The sequence below is a fragment of the Caldisphaera sp. genome (genome assembly GCF_023256325.1).
In the GTDB taxonomy this organism is placed as follows: domain Archaea; phylum Thermoproteota; class Thermoprotei_A; order Sulfolobales; family Acidilobaceae; genus Caldisphaera.
The window spans coordinates 33,277-48,678 of sequence record NZ_JAGDXI010000040.1; the positions used below are offsets into that span (position 1 = coordinate 33,277).

At 31.5% G+C, this 15,402-nt stretch carries 15 protein-coding genes; 5 read left to right on the plus strand and 10 right to left on the minus strand.

Going from position 1 to position 15,402, the window contains the following annotated elements; genetic code table 11:
- Positions 1–123: 123 nt before the first annotated feature.
- On the minus strand, positions 124–831 hold the full coding sequence (locus Q0C16_RS05605) for a phosphoglycolate phosphatase (RefSeq protein ID WP_292320291.1): 708 nt from the start codon (positions 829–831) through the stop codon (positions 124–126).
- Positions 832–995: 164 nt separating this feature from the next.
- On the opposite strand from Q0C16_RS05605, the gene Q0C16_RS05610 reads away from it, so the two are divergent.
- Positions 996–2,591, plus strand: a complete 1,596-nt coding sequence (locus tag Q0C16_RS05610) for an acyl CoA:acetate/3-ketoacid CoA transferase (RefSeq protein WP_367117917.1) — start codon at positions 996–998, stop codon at positions 2,589–2,591.
- A gap of 42 nt (positions 2,592–2,633) precedes the next feature.
- Positions 2,634–2,996, plus strand: coding sequence for a hypothetical protein (locus Q0C16_RS05615; RefSeq protein WP_292320294.1), 363 nt, complete (start codon positions 2,634–2,636; stop codon positions 2,994–2,996).
- Positions 2,997–3,122: 126 nt separating this feature from the next.
- Here Q0C16_RS05615 and Q0C16_RS05620 read toward each other — a convergent pair whose 3' ends face one another.
- The 4 genes from Q0C16_RS05620 to radA are packed head-to-tail and all read right to left on the minus strand — an operon-like array spanning position 3,123 to position 6,392.
- Positions 3,123–4,154 (minus strand): DHH family phosphoesterase, encoded by a 1,032-nt coding sequence (locus Q0C16_RS05620; RefSeq protein WP_292320296.1) that lies wholly within the window; start codon positions 4,152–4,154, stop codon positions 3,123–3,125.
- Positions 4,144–4,689 (minus strand): HIT domain-containing protein, encoded by a 546-nt coding sequence (locus tag Q0C16_RS05625; RefSeq protein WP_292320298.1) that lies wholly within the window; start codon positions 4,687–4,689, stop codon positions 4,144–4,146. Before Q0C16_RS05625 ends, Q0C16_RS05620 begins: the two co-directional genes overlap by 11 nt.
- A gap of 9 nt (positions 4,690–4,698) precedes the next feature.
- A complete protein-coding gene (locus tag Q0C16_RS05630) occupies positions 4,699–5,358 on the minus strand; it encodes a prepilin peptidase (RefSeq protein ID WP_292320301.1) in 660 nt (219 codons plus the stop codon).
- A 50-nt stretch (positions 5,359–5,408) separates the two neighbouring features.
- The gene (radA, locus tag Q0C16_RS05635; RefSeq protein WP_292320303.1) at positions 5,409–6,392 is read right to left on the minus strand and encodes a DNA repair and recombination protein RadA; all 984 of its coding nucleotides are present in this window, start codon (positions 6,390–6,392) and stop codon (positions 5,409–5,411) included.
- Positions 6,393–6,559: 167 nt separating this feature from the next.
- On the opposite strand from radA, the gene Q0C16_RS05640 reads away from it, so the two are divergent.
- Positions 6,560–7,981: a threonyl-tRNA synthetase editing domain-containing protein gene (locus Q0C16_RS05640; protein WP_292320305.1), complete on the plus strand. Its 1,422-nt coding sequence runs from the start codon at positions 6,560–6,562 to the stop codon at positions 7,979–7,981.
- Here the strand turns inward: Q0C16_RS05640 and Q0C16_RS05645 are convergent.
- On the minus strand, positions 7,962–8,114 hold the full coding sequence (locus tag Q0C16_RS05645) for a hypothetical protein (protein ID WP_292320307.1): 153 nt from the start codon (positions 8,112–8,114) through the stop codon (positions 7,962–7,964). The two genes, Q0C16_RS05640 and Q0C16_RS05645, sit on opposite strands and share 20 nt — an antisense overlap.
- Positions 8,115–8,333: 219 nt before the next feature.
- Here Q0C16_RS05645 and Q0C16_RS05650 point away from each other — a divergent pair, with 219 nt between their 5' ends.
- Positions 8,334–8,504 (plus strand): chromatin protein Cren7, encoded by a 171-nt coding sequence (locus Q0C16_RS05650; RefSeq protein ID WP_015231698.1) that lies wholly within the window; start codon positions 8,334–8,336, stop codon positions 8,502–8,504.
- A gap of 28 nt (positions 8,505–8,532) precedes the next feature.
- Here Q0C16_RS05650 and Q0C16_RS05655 read toward each other — a convergent pair whose 3' ends face one another.
- The 4 genes from Q0C16_RS05655 to Q0C16_RS05670 form a co-directional block, all read right to left on the minus strand.
- Complete coding sequence (locus tag Q0C16_RS05655) at positions 8,533–9,438, minus strand: MBL fold metallo-hydrolase (protein WP_292320312.1); 906 nt, start codon at positions 9,436–9,438, stop codon at positions 8,533–8,535.
- Positions 9,439–9,504: 66 nt separating this feature from the next.
- The gene (locus Q0C16_RS05660) at positions 9,505–10,074 is read right to left on the minus strand and encodes a DUF99 family protein (RefSeq protein WP_292320314.1); all 570 of its coding nucleotides are present in this window, start codon (positions 10,072–10,074) and stop codon (positions 9,505–9,507) included.
- Entirely contained in the window at positions 10,046–11,281 is a 1,236-nt protein-coding gene (locus tag Q0C16_RS05665) for an ORC1-type DNA replication protein (RefSeq protein ID WP_292320317.1), read from the minus strand. Before Q0C16_RS05665 ends, Q0C16_RS05660 begins: the two co-directional genes overlap by 29 nt.
- Positions 11,282–11,349: 68 nt before the next feature.
- Positions 11,350–12,813, minus strand: coding sequence for a 4-hydroxyphenylacetate 3-hydroxylase N-terminal domain-containing protein (locus Q0C16_RS05670; RefSeq protein WP_292320318.1), 1,464 nt, complete (start codon positions 12,811–12,813; stop codon positions 11,350–11,352).
- A 203-nt stretch (positions 12,814–13,016) separates the two neighbouring features.
- Between Q0C16_RS05670 and Q0C16_RS05675 the strand changes: the two genes are divergently transcribed.
- Positions 13,017–15,401, plus strand: coding sequence for an STT3 domain-containing protein (locus tag Q0C16_RS05675; RefSeq protein ID WP_292320320.1), 2,385 nt, complete (start codon positions 13,017–13,019; stop codon positions 15,399–15,401).
- The last annotated feature ends 1 nt before the right edge of the window (position 15,402 follow it).

Here is a 15,402-nt window from a genome sequence, read left to right on the forward strand (position 1 = left end):
ATTCGTCAAGTTAACAGATAATTTTTATTATAAAACGTCATAAAATCTTAATAGCCTTATTTTAGATATAAAATTTAGATGAGGAATTTGCCGAGTACAGAGCCATAAGGCTGTGAAGATAAATTAAACTGATTTTTGTTTATTTATAATAAATTTTGCAATCTCTAAAAAGCCTTCACCACCTGGTTTTGAGGCAATATATTTTACTGTTCCTTTAACCTCTTCTGATGCATCTTGAGGGCAAGCAGAAAAGTTTCCAAATTTTAGCATGTCAACATCGTTTTCGCCATCCCCTATTGTTGCAACTTCTTCTGGTTTATATCCAAGCAATTCGCTTGCAATTTTAACTCCTTGGCCTTTCCCACCGTTTTCTGGCAATATATGTAAAGCATAACCACTCCATAAGACTTTAAAGCCATATTTATTTGAAATTTTTTCTATTTCATTTATGTAGTCTTTTATTTTACTTTTATCCAAATTTTTTGGTATAAAGAAAGCCAAATCATGGAATCTAAATTTATTTTGCCAACTTTCAATAAGACCCATTTTAATAGCTATATCCTTTAGCTCATCTGGAGGCTTGCTATTGCAAACATGTTTATAGCCATGGAAATAAATTATACATCCATTTTCAGCAATAGCGGGTCCTGATGCGCCAATATATCCTCTTAAACCTAAAGTTACGGGCAAGGAATTTCCTGAAATTAAAGAAACTTTAATTCCGTTAGCTTCTAACAATCTTATTCCATTTATTGCTTCAATGCTAATTCTCACATCTCCTCTTCTTATGGTTAATGTTCCATCAACATCTGTAGCAACGTATTTTATCATTTTTAAACCCTTTTTTATTATGATTCTTTCTAATTTAAATTTTCTACTCTTAAAGTTTAATAAGATTACTGAACCTATTAAACTTGAGGTGAATAAATTTGCCCGATGTTATAGAGGAAATAGCTAATAGAAAGATAGTAAAGGACCCAGAATCAATACTTTCTATGATTCCTGACTATTCAGTTGTTGCAATCTCAGGTTTTAATATGATAACTGCACCGGAATACCTTATAGAAAGACTTTATAAATTATATTTAAAGACAGGACATCCAAGAAAGTTATTCATTATCAGTGATACTTTCCCAGGCGCGCCTGGAAGAGGTTTAGATAGAATAGCAAAGCTTATTTATGAAAGAAAAGATGAAGATTTCATTGATGGAACTTTATTTCCATTTTATGGATGGAGTGAAAGCTTACAAAAAATGGTAAGAGAGGAATGGTTCGATGCTTATGCGTGGAGCATAGGAATTATGGCGTATTGGTTTAGAGAAGTTGGAAGTGGTAGGCCTGGAGTTTTAACAAAGGTAGGTCTATACACAACAGCTGATCCAAGATTAGATGGTACGGCACTTAATGAAAAAGCAATGAAAATGAGGAGAGTTAAAGTTCATTTAATTAACATAGATAGTCAAGAATATTTATTATATACTGCTCCTAAGCCTCAGTTTGGATTAATAAGAGCTACAACAGCTGATGAAATGGGTAATTTATCTTTAGAGGATGAAGCTGCATACGGAACAGTGTTAAATATAGCTCAGACAATAAAAGCTATGCCTAATAAAGGAATCAATATTGTCCAAGTTTTAAGAATAGCCCGTTATGGATCTTTAAATCCTAAAGATGTTGAAGTGCCAGGACCTTTGATAGATTATGTTGTTGTTTCGCCTAGAGAATATCATTGGCAAAGCTCTAGCTTTGACTATGATCCAATGGTTTCAGGAAAAATAATTCCACCATTATCTAGAGAACACATAGTACAGAGCGAATTGAATCACAGGAAAATAATAGCTAGAAGGGTTTTGCTTGAGCTTTTAGAATTGTTAAAGAAAAGTGGAAGGCAAATAATAGTTAACTTAGGTGTTGGTATACCCGCTACAGTAGCAGATGTAGCAGTAGAAGAAGAAGTACAAGATCTGATAGTTTTAACAGTTGAATCCGGTACCTGGGGAGGCAAACCCCTTTATGGGGCAGATTTTGGGGCATCAATTGGCCCATTTGCAATAGTTTCTGTTCCAGATCAATTTACTATGTATGAGGGAGGAATAATTGATGCAGCTAGCCTCGGATTTATGCAAGTAGATAGATACGGAAATGTGAATTCTTTTATAATGCCTTCAAGAATACCAGGTCCTGGAGGATTTCCAGCTATAGCAGTAGGATCGCCTCAAATATTTTTTGCCGGCGAATTTACAGCAGGGGACAGAAAGATAGAAGTTAACAATGGCAAGATATCAATATTAAAAGACGGAGAAATAATAAAATTTGTAAACCAGGTATATAAAATAGGTTGTTCTGGTAAAATATTAACAAAATCAAATAAAAATGCGTTGTTTGTCACAGAAAGAGCAGTTTTTCAAAAAGTTGAAGATGGAATTGAATTAAAAGAAATTGCTCCTGGTATAGATTTGGAAAAAGATATATTAGGAAAAATGGAATTCAAGCCAATAATAAGAAAAGAACCAGATATTATGGATCCTAGAATATTTAATAGCAAGAGAATGGGTTTAAAAGAAGAAGCCTTAGAAGCAATAAAAAGATAATTTTTAAAATTTGTATCTCTATTATCTGTTTGGGTGTTAGATGTGCCAATTCAATTGCAAAGCTTAGAAGAATTAGAAAAAATAGCTCAAAAGGGCATAGAATGTAGAGTAAAAAGGAATAAAAAGGATGGTAAGGCAAAAATAAAGGTTAGAACTAATAAATATCTCTATACTTACATAGTTGATAAAGATAAGGTTGATGAAATATTAACTAAGCTAAATTGCAAAAACGTTATTGATTTAGATAAACAAAAACCGAAAGCTGAAAAACCAAAGAAACAAAAGAAAGAAGAAAAGAAAGAAGAAACATCCGAAAAAACTTCGGAAGAACCAAACCAGAAACAAGCAGAAGTGCAAAAAGAGAAGTTAGAAAATAACCAAGAAAGTGAAAATAAGGAATCATAATTTTACGTAATTTAAGAAATTACTTTCTAATTATATTTAACAAATTCTTTGCATATAATGGGTTAACCGAAGTTGATAAGAATCTTATATTTGTATTGCTTAAACAATAAATGTTTTTAAATATATCTACAATTGCATTCGAGATGTATTGCATGAATTCGAACTTAAAGCTATTGAATAAATTTTTTTTATAACATATTTTATTAGAAATGATTTGTCAATCATAGAAATGAAAGATACATAAAGGGGTAATTTCATTGACGCTCCCGACGCCTTGGGATGTCCTCCACCGCCTAAATTTTTGGCTATTACTTGCACATTTGCTTTTTCTCTACTCCTTAAGGAGAGGCTAACTAAATTAAACCCCTTTTTCTTTATAATTACAGCTATATCACTCTTAGATCTAGAGAGCATCATAGCTCCTACTATGCTATCTGATGGTATGTCAACATCCTTAAATACTCCAGATATTTTGCATGAATTCCCATAGGTTTTAATTGTTGATAATATTCCATCAAATCCTTTTAGCTCCTTTATTATATAATCGTTTAAATGAGCCTGCATTTCATCATCCCATATGATTCCATTAATAAATTTTTCGATAACTTTAAACTTCCATTCAAGACCGTTTACTCCATGGTTTGCATAACTGGCTCTAAATAGTTTAGGTCCTAATTCATCATCCCATTTCCATATATCGGAAGCACATATAGCTTTTTCCAGTTTTTCAAGAAATTCATCATTGATTTTGTTAAAGAGTTTTTGTGAATATCTGGCAGCAACTCCTGCTCCGCAAGTGCTTGTATCTACAATAATATTTGTTCCTGTTGACTTTATAAGCTCTATATCTTTTTCATCCCATACATGATGGTCGAACCAATATATATTTACACCTTTTTCTTTTATTTTTTTAAAGTAATTATATACATAATTAATGTTACTTTTATTAGATCCAATATCTATTAAAAAAAGGTAATCACCTGGTTGTAAAGAACCAATTATACCTTCTATAGCAACTTCTACATTATATGGCTCTGCGAATATTACTGTAGAATCATGAAGTTTCCTACCTAAAATTCTTAAAACAGATGCTGCCCCCCCAATTCCATCTAAATCGTTATGAGTTATTATGTAAATTTTGTTATTTTTATAGCTCAATTTCCTTTATAACCTCCTCGATTATAGGTTTTAATAAATTGTAGGTATCATCTAAAGACTGAGGAACAACTTTAGTTCCTCCAACAATTGTTATAAAATTTGAATCTCCTTTCCATCTTGGAACAATGTGTATGTGTACATGCCCAGGGACGCCTGCTCCTGCTGCTTCTCCTATATTTACTCCAATGTTAAATCCTTCAGGTTTATAAGCTTTAGTTAATGCATTTATTGAAACTTTTATCAACTTACTTATCTCCAACAATTCGTCATCATTGAGCTCTATCAAATTTGATACATGCCTATATGGTGCTATCATTAGGTGACCAGAATTATAAGGGTATTTATTCAACATTATAAAAGAATATTTAGCTTTTAATAGAACTAAGGCTTCTTTCATATCAATTTTTAGGGCTTCACAAAAAATGCATTTTTGATTTTCCTCTTTCTTTTCTTCCTTTTTATTGCTGAAATCTTTTATATAACTCATCCTCCATGGCGCCCATAAATTTTTGTACCATTGCTCCGGCCACTCCATGTTTTTCACCTAAATTATCGTACTAACAATTAGTGATATAGGGAGACTAATTAATATAAATAATATATATGGAAGTCCTGGTTGAGCCCAAACAATTTCATTTAGATTCCCATTGCTTTCTTCTATTATTGTTTCATGAGGCTCATCAATAGATATATTTTTTGTTGAGTTTTGAGCAAAGTACCATCTATATTTTTTATTGTTTAAGAGTTCTCTTGCCTTTATTGGAGCTGCACTCAGGCACCTTTTGTTTAATTTCATATTTCTGCAATCCTTAACTGTTAATATGGTTCTTGTTATGAGCTCAAGGATAGAAGCTATGAGCAGAGTTAGCAATATTGGAGGCAGAAAACCTCCGAAAGGATTAATAGGCAAAGAAAGAGCTAAAAAAATGGATGCCCATAGATCTCCAGCTCCCATGTGACCCATCAAATATGCTATAAGTAATCCTAAAACGCTGAAAATGCTAATCGAATAATAAATTAATAGTACTTTAATTGGGTAATAAAATGAAAATGCTAAAATAGATACAACTAATCCTATCTTAGACCCAACATACCAATACCACAAAGGAACTTCTCTATACTTTATATCTAAAACAGAAGCTGGGATAAATATCGCGAAGTTTAATACAACTAAGAAATATGGTAACATTTTTATTATTTCCAATTTCTCCCCTGATATGAATTATTGAAAAGGATTTTTAATATTTTGTTAGTTTATTCTTCTGTATCTCTAACTCCGTATTCTGTTATAGCAAAAACTGTTTCTCCTTCAGGCAAATGGGGAGCATCTACTATTCTAGCAATTCTCTTATTTCCTCTGCTTCTTTTCAATTGAACTCTAACACCAGGCGCATGACCTACTATATTTCCTCCAACAGCTGAAGTAGGATCTCCGTAGAAAACATCTGGTCTTGCCATTACTTGGTTGGTTACTACAACAGCTATATCATAAATTTCTGCTAATCTTATCAATTGATGTAAATGTTTATTTAAAAGTTGTTGTCTCATAGCTAAGTTCTCTCTACCTGGAAATTCGGCTCTAAAGTGACTTGTTAAAGAATCAACTATAACCAATTTTATATTATCTTTTGAAAGCATATCATATAATTGATCAACTATAGCCATTTGATGGTGTGAATTAACAGCTCTTATCCAATATATGTTTTCCATAACTTTATCAGGGTCTAAATTTAAACCCCTTGCTATTTGCTCAATTCTTTCCCATCTAAAAGTTCCTTCAGTATCTATATATACAGCCTTAGCACTTAGGCCTCCTTTTTCTTCTGGTAATTGTACATTTACAGCTATCGAATGACATATTTGTGTTTTACCAGTACCGTATTCTCCAAAGAACTCTGTCATATCTCTTGTTTCAATTCCACCTCCTAACAAATCATCTAGGCTCTTACTACCTGTTGTTATTTTATGTACGTTTAATCTTTCTTTTTTTAATTCTAATGCAGTCCTAAACTTTATATCTAACGTTTCTCTAGCTGCGCTAACTATTTTCTGAGCGGATGGCAAAGGAATTCCTGTTACTTGGGCTATCTCTTGGGGTGTAGCAACGGCTAACGCTTCTATACTTGTATAACCTGATTCTATCAATTTTTGTGCCGTATTTGGACCAACACCTGGTAGATCAGTAATATCTTTAGGTTTCGCTTTATCTTGAGCATTTTTCATGTTTTCATCTGACATAATTAATCCTCCTCAATTAATAAATAATTGTTTTAAGAGGCTATAATTTTATATATTTTAGTATTATATGAGGCTATGATATGATTTGATGGGTTTGCAAGTCTAAAATTCTCGGGTCAGCGAATGTATTAATATTTCCCCAGAAACTAATATATAGGTGCATATTTATGAGGATTTTGATGATACATTTAAAGGATATAAAATATTGGGCTGTTGAAGAAGCTATTGAAAATCCTCCAGACCCTCCATCAAAGTTTGAAGGAAACGAATGTGTAGCAGGCTTTATAAGTGTTGAGGAAGGTGATACTCCAGATTTATCTCATGAAGCTGCATCAGAGTTAGCACAGCATGCGAATAGATTTAAGCTGAACTGCATTGTTGTTTATCCATTTGCTCATCTTTCCTCAAGTTTAGCAGAGCCAAATAGGGCAGTTAATATACTTAAATCAATTGAAGATGAACTGAAAAAAATGGGATTTACTGTTAATAGGGCACCATTTGGCTGGTATAAAGGATTTAGCATTACTTGTCCCGGGCATCCAATGTGTGAGCTATCTAGGACTATAACATCTCCAAAGGGCCCATTCTATATAAAAGATTCAAATAAAATATTGATTAAAGAAGCTATAGAAAATAAAATTTTTGATAATTCTCTATTAAATAATCCATGGGACAACGATTCTATAGGAGCTCAAGAAAAGTTTGGCATTTTATCCGATGGTATAAATTCTATCGGCAAATACGTTATAAATTCTTTAATAGAATGGTTTAATTATAAAAACAATATAGAAAATGTATCAATTTATTCAGGATCGCATAAAGAAATATATGGAATAGATGGTTTATCCTCTACTATTAAATCTTGCTTAGATATGGGTAGATATGTAAAGGATCAAAGTATTATAATTCAAGGCATAATTCCAGGAAGCGAAATAATGATATTACCATTTAAAACAGATAAATCTAAGTTCAATGATATGATAAACGAGCTTATGAATGGAATTATTAATGATACAATCGAAATAGCATCTTCTTCTCAAAGTGGCTTTAATATACCGTATGACATTGATTATGATTTAGATTTAATCTTATATAAATCAAGAAATAATGGACTTGTTTTATTGGGAGGTTTTGGAAATGTTAGGGAAAATTCTATAACTTTCATAGGCCCTATCAGAAACATAGCATCATCGTTAATTGATTATGGTTTAAAAATGGCAGATAAAGGAAAGACACCTAGCCTTCCATTTTGGCTATCTCCATATCAGGTTGCGATTATACCTGTTAAAGAAACTCACGAAGATTATGCAAAAGAAATATTCAATGAAGTATTTTCAATTGGCATACGAGTATATTATGACCCGCCGGGAAAAAGCTTAGGAACAAGAATTAGAGCCGCTGGTAAATCATGGGTTCCTATAATTGCTGTTGTTGGTGATAAAGAGAAGGAATCAAGTACTGTTAACTTAAGGAAGAGATGGTTACAGGGATCCCAAGAAGTTCTTCAATTAGACGAATTTTATAACGAACTTAAAATGCTTAGATCACAAAGCCCATTTAATAGACCTATTAGTCCTCCAGTCTCTTAATTGGCTCATGAAAAGTGTTTTTCTTGCAATAAGGACAATAATGATATAATTCTTTCATTTTATTAAGTTCAAAGCTAACAGGCAAAACCCATTCATTTTTGCATTCCTTACATCTTAGCAACCATTTTGTCACTTCATTCACCTTTTTATGTCTCTAATTATTTTCTCCAGCTTTTAATATTCTCTTAACAAAATTAAATATATACACTAAAAATCTTAATATTTTTTAAAATAATTGATTAAATTGTTAATTGATAATACTTTACTGTATCTTTTATTTTAGAACAACCTAGTTTTTAAAAGTAAAAATTTATAAATATCCATGGAATATTCTATAACATAGTGAGGAATCATGTCGTCTAAGTTACCGCCTGTAAAGGTAAAGGATCCCACAACAGGGAAGGAAGTTACTCTAACTCCGATAAAAGTTTGGACATTGGCTCCAAAGAAAGGAAAAGGAGTCAAAATAGGGTTATTCAAGAGCCCCGAGACAGGAAAATACTTTAGGGCAAAGGTAGAGTAAACTTAAAAATAATATAATTAAATATTTTTTATTTTTTATAATCTCCATTTTTTATCGCGTTTATCATGCCTATTACAGATTCTAGTAAAAACCCCTTAGTGAAAAACTGTATATTTTCATCAATAGCTTTTTTGAAGTCTTCGTCTGCATTCATTAAGTGCTCTGTTATTTTATCTATATCATTAATTCCTGATTGTATATCACTGTTAATAATATCTAGCCAAACTTTTGCTCTCTCTATGCCTAGCTTTAGATATTCTGTTCCATTATCATGTATACCATAATGAGTTGGCGCAATATATTTTGGATTAAGGGCTTTCATTTTCTCAAGGCTTTCTAAATATTGTATTGGTTTAAAGGGAGTAGGAGATGTTATAGCATAAACTTTTCCATTTTTAAAATTAAATATTCCTCCTGCTGAATCTCCTGTAAATATTATGTTTTCTGGATAAAGTAATACGCTCATATGATGACTTGCATGGCCTGGTGTATGAACAAACTTTAAAGTGTGATTTCCTATTTTAATTTCCGAATAATCTTCTGCAGAAAAAACTTTCTTTTCATCAGTTGGAATAGGTTTTCCATAATTATCAGCTAATAATTTTGAAAATTTATTTGCTGCTTCCCACAACTGAGATGGATCCACAATATGTTTTACTCCTTTAGGATGTATATATGATATTGCGTTCGGAAAATCTCTAAGCAAATGACCTGTTGAACCTGCATGATCTAAGTGTACATGAGTCGCAACAACTATATCTGGTTTCAAATTAAGATCAGATAGAGCCTTTCTAAGTTTAGAATATTCCTTAGCTGGTCCAGGCTCAATAATAGTAACTTTATCATCTAAAATAATAAACGAAGATATAATCCCTTTTAAATCTCCAGGAGAAACATCAATTATATATACATCTCCAAGTTTTTCATATGCCATTTTTATTCCCCCAAAATAGCAATAGATATAAAATTAATAAAACTTTTTATTAATAAGTTTATTATATCAATTAATATATGGGTTAATTATTTTAGAGACTTGTGATGATATTATATGAGATATTCTTAAAGGCTCAGGAATTCTTGAGTAAAATTGATAAGAGTTTATGATTTCAATCGCATCTTCAGTGTTAACTCCCCAGTTAACAATGTAAAGAATCCCTTTCTTGCTTTCAATTTTTTTGTAAGATTTTATTTGATTTATTGCAAGCTCTCTTATTTCGCTATCCTTAAAATGAGGCCTTAAAGCATCTAATAAGTTTTTTACAGAAGGTTTATAGCTATATATTACTATAGAAGGAAAACCTGTTAGTTTTTCTATACCCGGTAATGAAATGACATTAAATCCAGCTATAGTTATTGAATCAAACAAAACTATAGATTTTTTGCCATTACTTAAGATTTTAATTAAATACGATATTACGGAAGTCGCGTCTAAGCCATCTGTGTGTATAATTCCTATTTTTATATTTTCAGGCCAAACCTCTCTATAAGATATACAAGAAATTACAGTTTTCCCATAGCCAAGCTTTTTAACTTCTCCATCGTCACATGCTATTATCTTTTCTATTTCCATCATATTTAACCTCGCTTAATAAGTCTGCTATTGCAGGATCTTCCTTTAGTGCTTGAATTATTGCATTCACATCTGAAGCTAAAGAAATAACTCTAGTTTTACCATATCTGCCTCTACTTATTATTCTTCCAGATATTATTCCCAGCATATCTAATTCACTTATTATCCCGCTTGCCCTTCTCAAAGTAATTTCTTCCAAACCCAATGAAGTTACAAGTCTTTTGTAGTTATCATAAATTTCTCCAGTAGTTGCATAATCTTTTCCCATACCAGTTGCAAGCAATATTGATGTCATAATTAGCTTTCCATGCAATGGTAGAGTTTTAACAACATCTCCAACTCTATCTCTCTCTATTTCTATTCTGGCTCTAGTAACATCTTCTTTAGTTACAACACTTCTATTATCTCTTTCTGCTATTTCTCCTGCAACTCTTAACAAATCTAATGCTCTTCTTGCGTCTCCATGTTCTCTAGCCGCCAAAGCAGCACATAATGGAATAACCTCTTCATCTAAAGCATTTTCATTAAATGCATCATCAGCTCTTTGATTTAGTATATCTTGTAATTGTTTGGCATCGTAAGGAGAAAACACAACTTCTTCTTCACTTAGGCTACTTTTTACTCTTGGATCTAAGGATTCCACCATTTTAACGCTATTGGTTATTCCAATAATAGAAACTCTAGACTTGGTTAGTTGTTCATTAATTCTTGTTAAGTTATAAAGCAAGTCATCTCCATACTTTTTAACAAGAAAATCTATTTCATCTAAAACTATTATGAAAACCCCTTCTATGTTACTTAATTTTTTTACAATCCTATTAAAAACTTCACCTGTTGAAAGACCAGTAAAAGGTATTCTCATATTAAAATAATCTGCTATATCAGCTAAAATTCTATATGGAGTTTCCCTATGTCTAACATTTGCATATATGTAACCGATCTTTACATTCTTTTGTTTTGCATTTTCTTCAAGCTTTCTCAATACAAATTTTGTCACAGCAGTTTTTCCAGTTCCGGTTAAACCATAAATAAATACGTTACTTGGTCTTTCCATCCTTAAAGCTGGGGAAAGGGTTAAAGCTATTCTCTTTATTTCCTGATCCCTATGAGGTAAGAAATCTGGAACGTAATCTGGTAGGAGAACTTCTCTTCTTTTGAAGACCTTTGGCTTATATGCAGCGTTAAAAATTTCGTCTATGTTAGACATTATTTTCCACCTGCTCCATAGGAAATAATAATAAAAAAGAATTTAAGAGCTGTAAAGCTTAAGCATTATTAGCTTTCTTTTTTGATTCCTGACATTATTTTTGCATTTTCTATATAATCGTTAAGCCTATTCTTCATATCGCTTTTTAAAGCTAATAGCTCTGCAGCAGGAGGTCCACCTCCTTGTATTAGTCCCACTAAGTGGGGACCTGCAACCCACAATTGCATTAATCTAGCAATTCTTAACCTATCTTCTGCTGTATAAAGTTCATTACCTTGTAATGCTTTAGATACTTTGTTGGATAAGCCTTCTATATTTAGATCTTTTGATGAAGGTGCATTTACAGTAATTCCTCCACCTATATCTGCTGCAGCTACCATAGCTTCTTTTAAATGCTCTATGGAATCAAGCTTGGCAACATTAGCTAATCTCAAATCTGGTATATATTCTCCGCTAGGATGTCTATAACCCTTTACCATAGCAGCTAATCCTGCAGCATAAGCAGCTTCACCATGTCTCATTATATCTAATAATCTATCCTGTATATAACTGGCATTAAGCACTCCGTTAGCATCTGCCATTAATGCTGCTGAGCCTAATATAGCGTCAGCAAACCCAGCCTTGCAACTACCCCCACCTGCTCTATGGTGAGAAATGAAATATTCAATTAATTTTCCTGTGAACTCGTATTCTCCGTCCATAAATACTCTATCGTATGGAACAAAGACGTCATCAAATATGACTAAGTAAGTACTTCTATGTCCAAAAGGAAGCGGATAATCTACGTCTGTCCCAATATCTTTTGAAATTTTTTTCATAATATCCATAGGATGCCAACTAGATATAAAATAAACATTCTTACTATCAGGTCTTATAGCAAAAGATACTGCATAGTCTTTTTCATTTTGTTTCATATTTTTTGTAGGTATAACTAATATTTCATCCGATATTGCTGCACCTGTAATATGCATTTTTGCACCTCTTACTACAATCCCGTCTTTTCTTCTTTCTACAACATGAACATATGCCATATCATTTTTTTGTTCGAGAGGTCCTTTTGATCTATTACCTTTCACATCGGTCATAGCTGTCTCTACAACCAAGTCTTTTGATTGAACTTCTTTGAGCCATGATGAAAATCTTTTATGGTAGTCTGTGTTAAGTTTTGAATCTATATCATATGTAGCAGCAAATACAGCATTTATACCATCATGTCCAGTGCACCTGAAGTTACAATTACCAATTTTTGAATTTAAAATTCTCTGAGATTCTGCTCTCATTAAAAGATCATTTATGCTTTGCTCTACATAAACAAATCTATTTATTTCATCATTATCTTGGTAAGCTGTTAATATACCTTTATAATCTTTATTTTTTGCTAATTCATAGGTCTTTAATATAACATTAATAGATGGTTTAATTACCGGATCATTTAATATATCTATAACTCTCTCTCCTCCTGTATAGATGTTTAGATCTTTTTCTCTTTCTTTTAATCTGTTTAAATAATCTTGTGATGATCCTAAAGGCATAAAAATCACCTTATTAATAATAAAAAACAAAGTTTTTAAGTTCAACAAATGAAAAATATTGAATACACTTTTGTGTAGTATCAGAGAATTAATATAAATTAACACAAGATTGTTTTATGTTTTGTTTAATTATTTACTGATTGTTTAATTATTTTAAAAAATTTATTATTTTATGTTTTATCTCTCTAGTAGGGATTGAAATGATGAGTAAAATTGAAAAAATTATGAGATATAAAAAATTGCAATCTGCAATAATATCTGCAATATTAATTATATTGGTTGGATATGCAACATATATAAGATTATTGCCAGCAATAAATTTTGGTTTAAAATATTTGAACGAAGCAGATCCATGGGAGAGATATTGGCTCTCAGAGTATTTCTTTAAACATAATCTGATGGGCTTTTCAGGTTTAGCTCGCATAAATACATGGTGGTATCCTTGGGGTAGAAACTTTTTAAAAACAGAGTATTTAGGCATGTCTTGGTTAACTGCATTTATTGCCAAAATCACTGGATTGGGTGAAAGTCATTTAATTAGTGTTTTAGGATTACTTCCCGTGGTTTTTTCGCTTATAGCAATGTTTGGAGCATTTTTCTCTGTATTTAAAATAACAAATTCAAAGCTAGCTGGTTTAGCCGTTTCAGCTGTTATAGCCTTTTATCCGGTAATATTATTTGATCAAACTTTTGCTAATTTTCCTGGTAAACGCATATTTGGATTTGCGTTAATATTATGGTTTTTATACTTTTTTGCTATTTCTCTTAATGATAATAGGAGAAGTAAGACATTAATATATTCATTTTTATCTGGATTTATAGGAGGACTTGTTTCATGGTTTTGGGGCGGATATGAATACATAGCCTTAATGTTAGCTATATATATTTTATTGGAACCTTTTTTCATTAAGCCAAATAGAAATAGTATTTATAGCTATTTGTTTTTGATTTTAGGCTACTCTTTATCTGTTTTTTCATCTCCAACTGCAGGAATCAGTTTCTATATGCATAGTATCGGGTTGGGTTTATTAGGGGTTGTCTTCTTATATTTAGTAGAAGAGGAGATTAGCAGATTAAGAATTTTAAATAAGATAGGCATAAAAAACAATTTTGATGTAAAAATGCATATATGGTTTCTAATTGTTATATTTGGAATATTATTAGCGTTAATTTTAACCGGATTTATTTCCTTACCTAGTAGAGTATTATTGGCCCTTGGAATCACTCCGATACAAAGTGTTATCTCTTTAACTGTTGCTGAATATCAATCAATTCCATTTAGCCAGGCAATGGTTGATTATGGTGCTCTCTTTATAATATCTATAATAGGATTGATTGCAGATTTATACAATATATATTTAAAAAAGAAAAATATTTCTAAAATTGAAATACTTAAGTTATCATTATTTATATATGGTTTTATATTTATGTATGCAAGTATCAATGAAGCGTACTTTTTGTCTTCGGCTGCATTTTTCTTATCTTTATCATCAGGAGTAGCTATTGGAACTCTTATGAGTTTTAGAACACAGGAATATAACAAGAAAACTAAGAAGACTATTGAAAAACCAAATTATGGTGGTATAGTAGCTGGTATAATTTTATCAATTGTCATATTTGGTCTTGCAATTAGTTATGTTAAATCAGATTACAATACTTTGAGTTTAATGGCTCCTGATATAGAAACTGGTTACTTAGGTCCAATTTCTGTCCCAAATTCTAATGGAGGATATAAGATTATTGCACCTATAAATGATGCATGGTTAAATGCCTTGAATTATATTAAAAATGAAACAAATAAAAGTTCTGTTATAGTATCATGGTGGGATTATGGTTATTGGATTGGTGTTTTAGGAAACAGAACTACTGTTGTTGATGGATCAACAATTAATGGAACACAAATAGCCATAGTTGCAAATGTTTTAACTTCACCTATAAACCAAAGTTTAGGCTACTTAACCTTACTTAGAGTGCCTAGCAATGCTACTTACTTAGTGGTTTATGATATTTTTCTAGGTGTCTATAGCAATTCTACAAACTCCGTTATTATGATACCGTATCCAACAATATATCCCATTAATCCAAATACTGGAATTTATGGCATTACATATGGAATGGGAGATATAGCAAAATCTTATCAAATGCTAAGAATATCAGGAAAAGTTAACCCAATATATGGCAATCCGTTAACTTCTTCATACTCATCTTTTTCTACTTATAATAATTATGTTTATTATCAATTTCCAGCATTTTATGGGACTCCGACAAGCAATGTTACAAATACATTAGGAACAACCATATATGATTTAATGATTTATGGTATAGGTTCATTAAATAAATATGGTTATTTTGGTTCTGGCGCTAAATTCATTGAAAACGCAAGTTCATTTACTCCTGCAGCAATTAGATATGTAGACCCTACAACTGGAAATTTAGCATTTCAGCCAATATTTGCTCCTAATCCAACACAATACTATAAACCAGTAAAAATGTTTGTCTCAATCCCATATTCGTGGTCTATTAATAATAGTGGTCAAATTTATTTCTATTCAGTTGTAGTATTTTTGTACAAAGCTAACATTATTTAAA

Bases quoted from the DNA above. Each gene is read 5' to 3' on its own strand.
- Q0C16_RS05605 (WP_292320291.1), bottom strand. From the start codon at position 831: ATGATAAAATACGTTGCTACAGATGTTGATGGAACATTAACCATAAGA.
- Q0C16_RS05610 (WP_367117917.1), top strand. From the start codon at position 996: ATGATTCCTGACTATTCAGTTGTTGCAATCTCAGGTTTTAATATGATA.
- Q0C16_RS05625 (WP_292320298.1), bottom strand. From the start codon at position 4,689: ATGGAGTGGCCGGAGCAATGGTACAAAAATTTATGGGCGCCATGGAGG.
- radA (WP_292320303.1), bottom strand. From the start codon at position 6,392: ATGTCAGATGAAAACATGAAAAATGCTCAAGATAAAGCGAAACCTAAA.
- Q0C16_RS05640 (WP_292320305.1), top strand. From the start codon at position 6,560: ATGAGGATTTTGATGATACATTTAAAGGATATAAAATATTGGGCTGTT.
- Q0C16_RS05650 (WP_015231698.1), top strand. From the start codon at position 8,334: ATGTCGTCTAAGTTACCGCCTGTAAAGGTAAAGGATCCCACAACAGGG.
- Q0C16_RS05655 (WP_292320312.1), bottom strand. From the start codon at position 9,438: ATGGCATATGAAAAACTTGGAGATGTATATATAATTGATGTTTCTCCT.
- Q0C16_RS05660 (WP_292320314.1), bottom strand. From the start codon at position 10,074: ATGGAAATAGAAAAGATAATAGCATGTGACGATGGAGAAGTTAAAAAG.
- Q0C16_RS05665 (WP_292320317.1), bottom strand. From the start codon at position 11,281: ATGTCTAACATAGACGAAATTTTTAACGCTGCATATAAGCCAAAGGTC.
- Q0C16_RS05670 (WP_292320318.1), bottom strand. From the start codon at position 12,813: ATGCCTTTAGGATCATCACAAGATTATTTAAACAGATTAAAAGAAAGA.
- Q0C16_RS05675 (WP_292320320.1), top strand. From the start codon at position 13,017: ATGAGTAAAATTGAAAAAATTATGAGATATAAAAAATTGCAATCTGCA.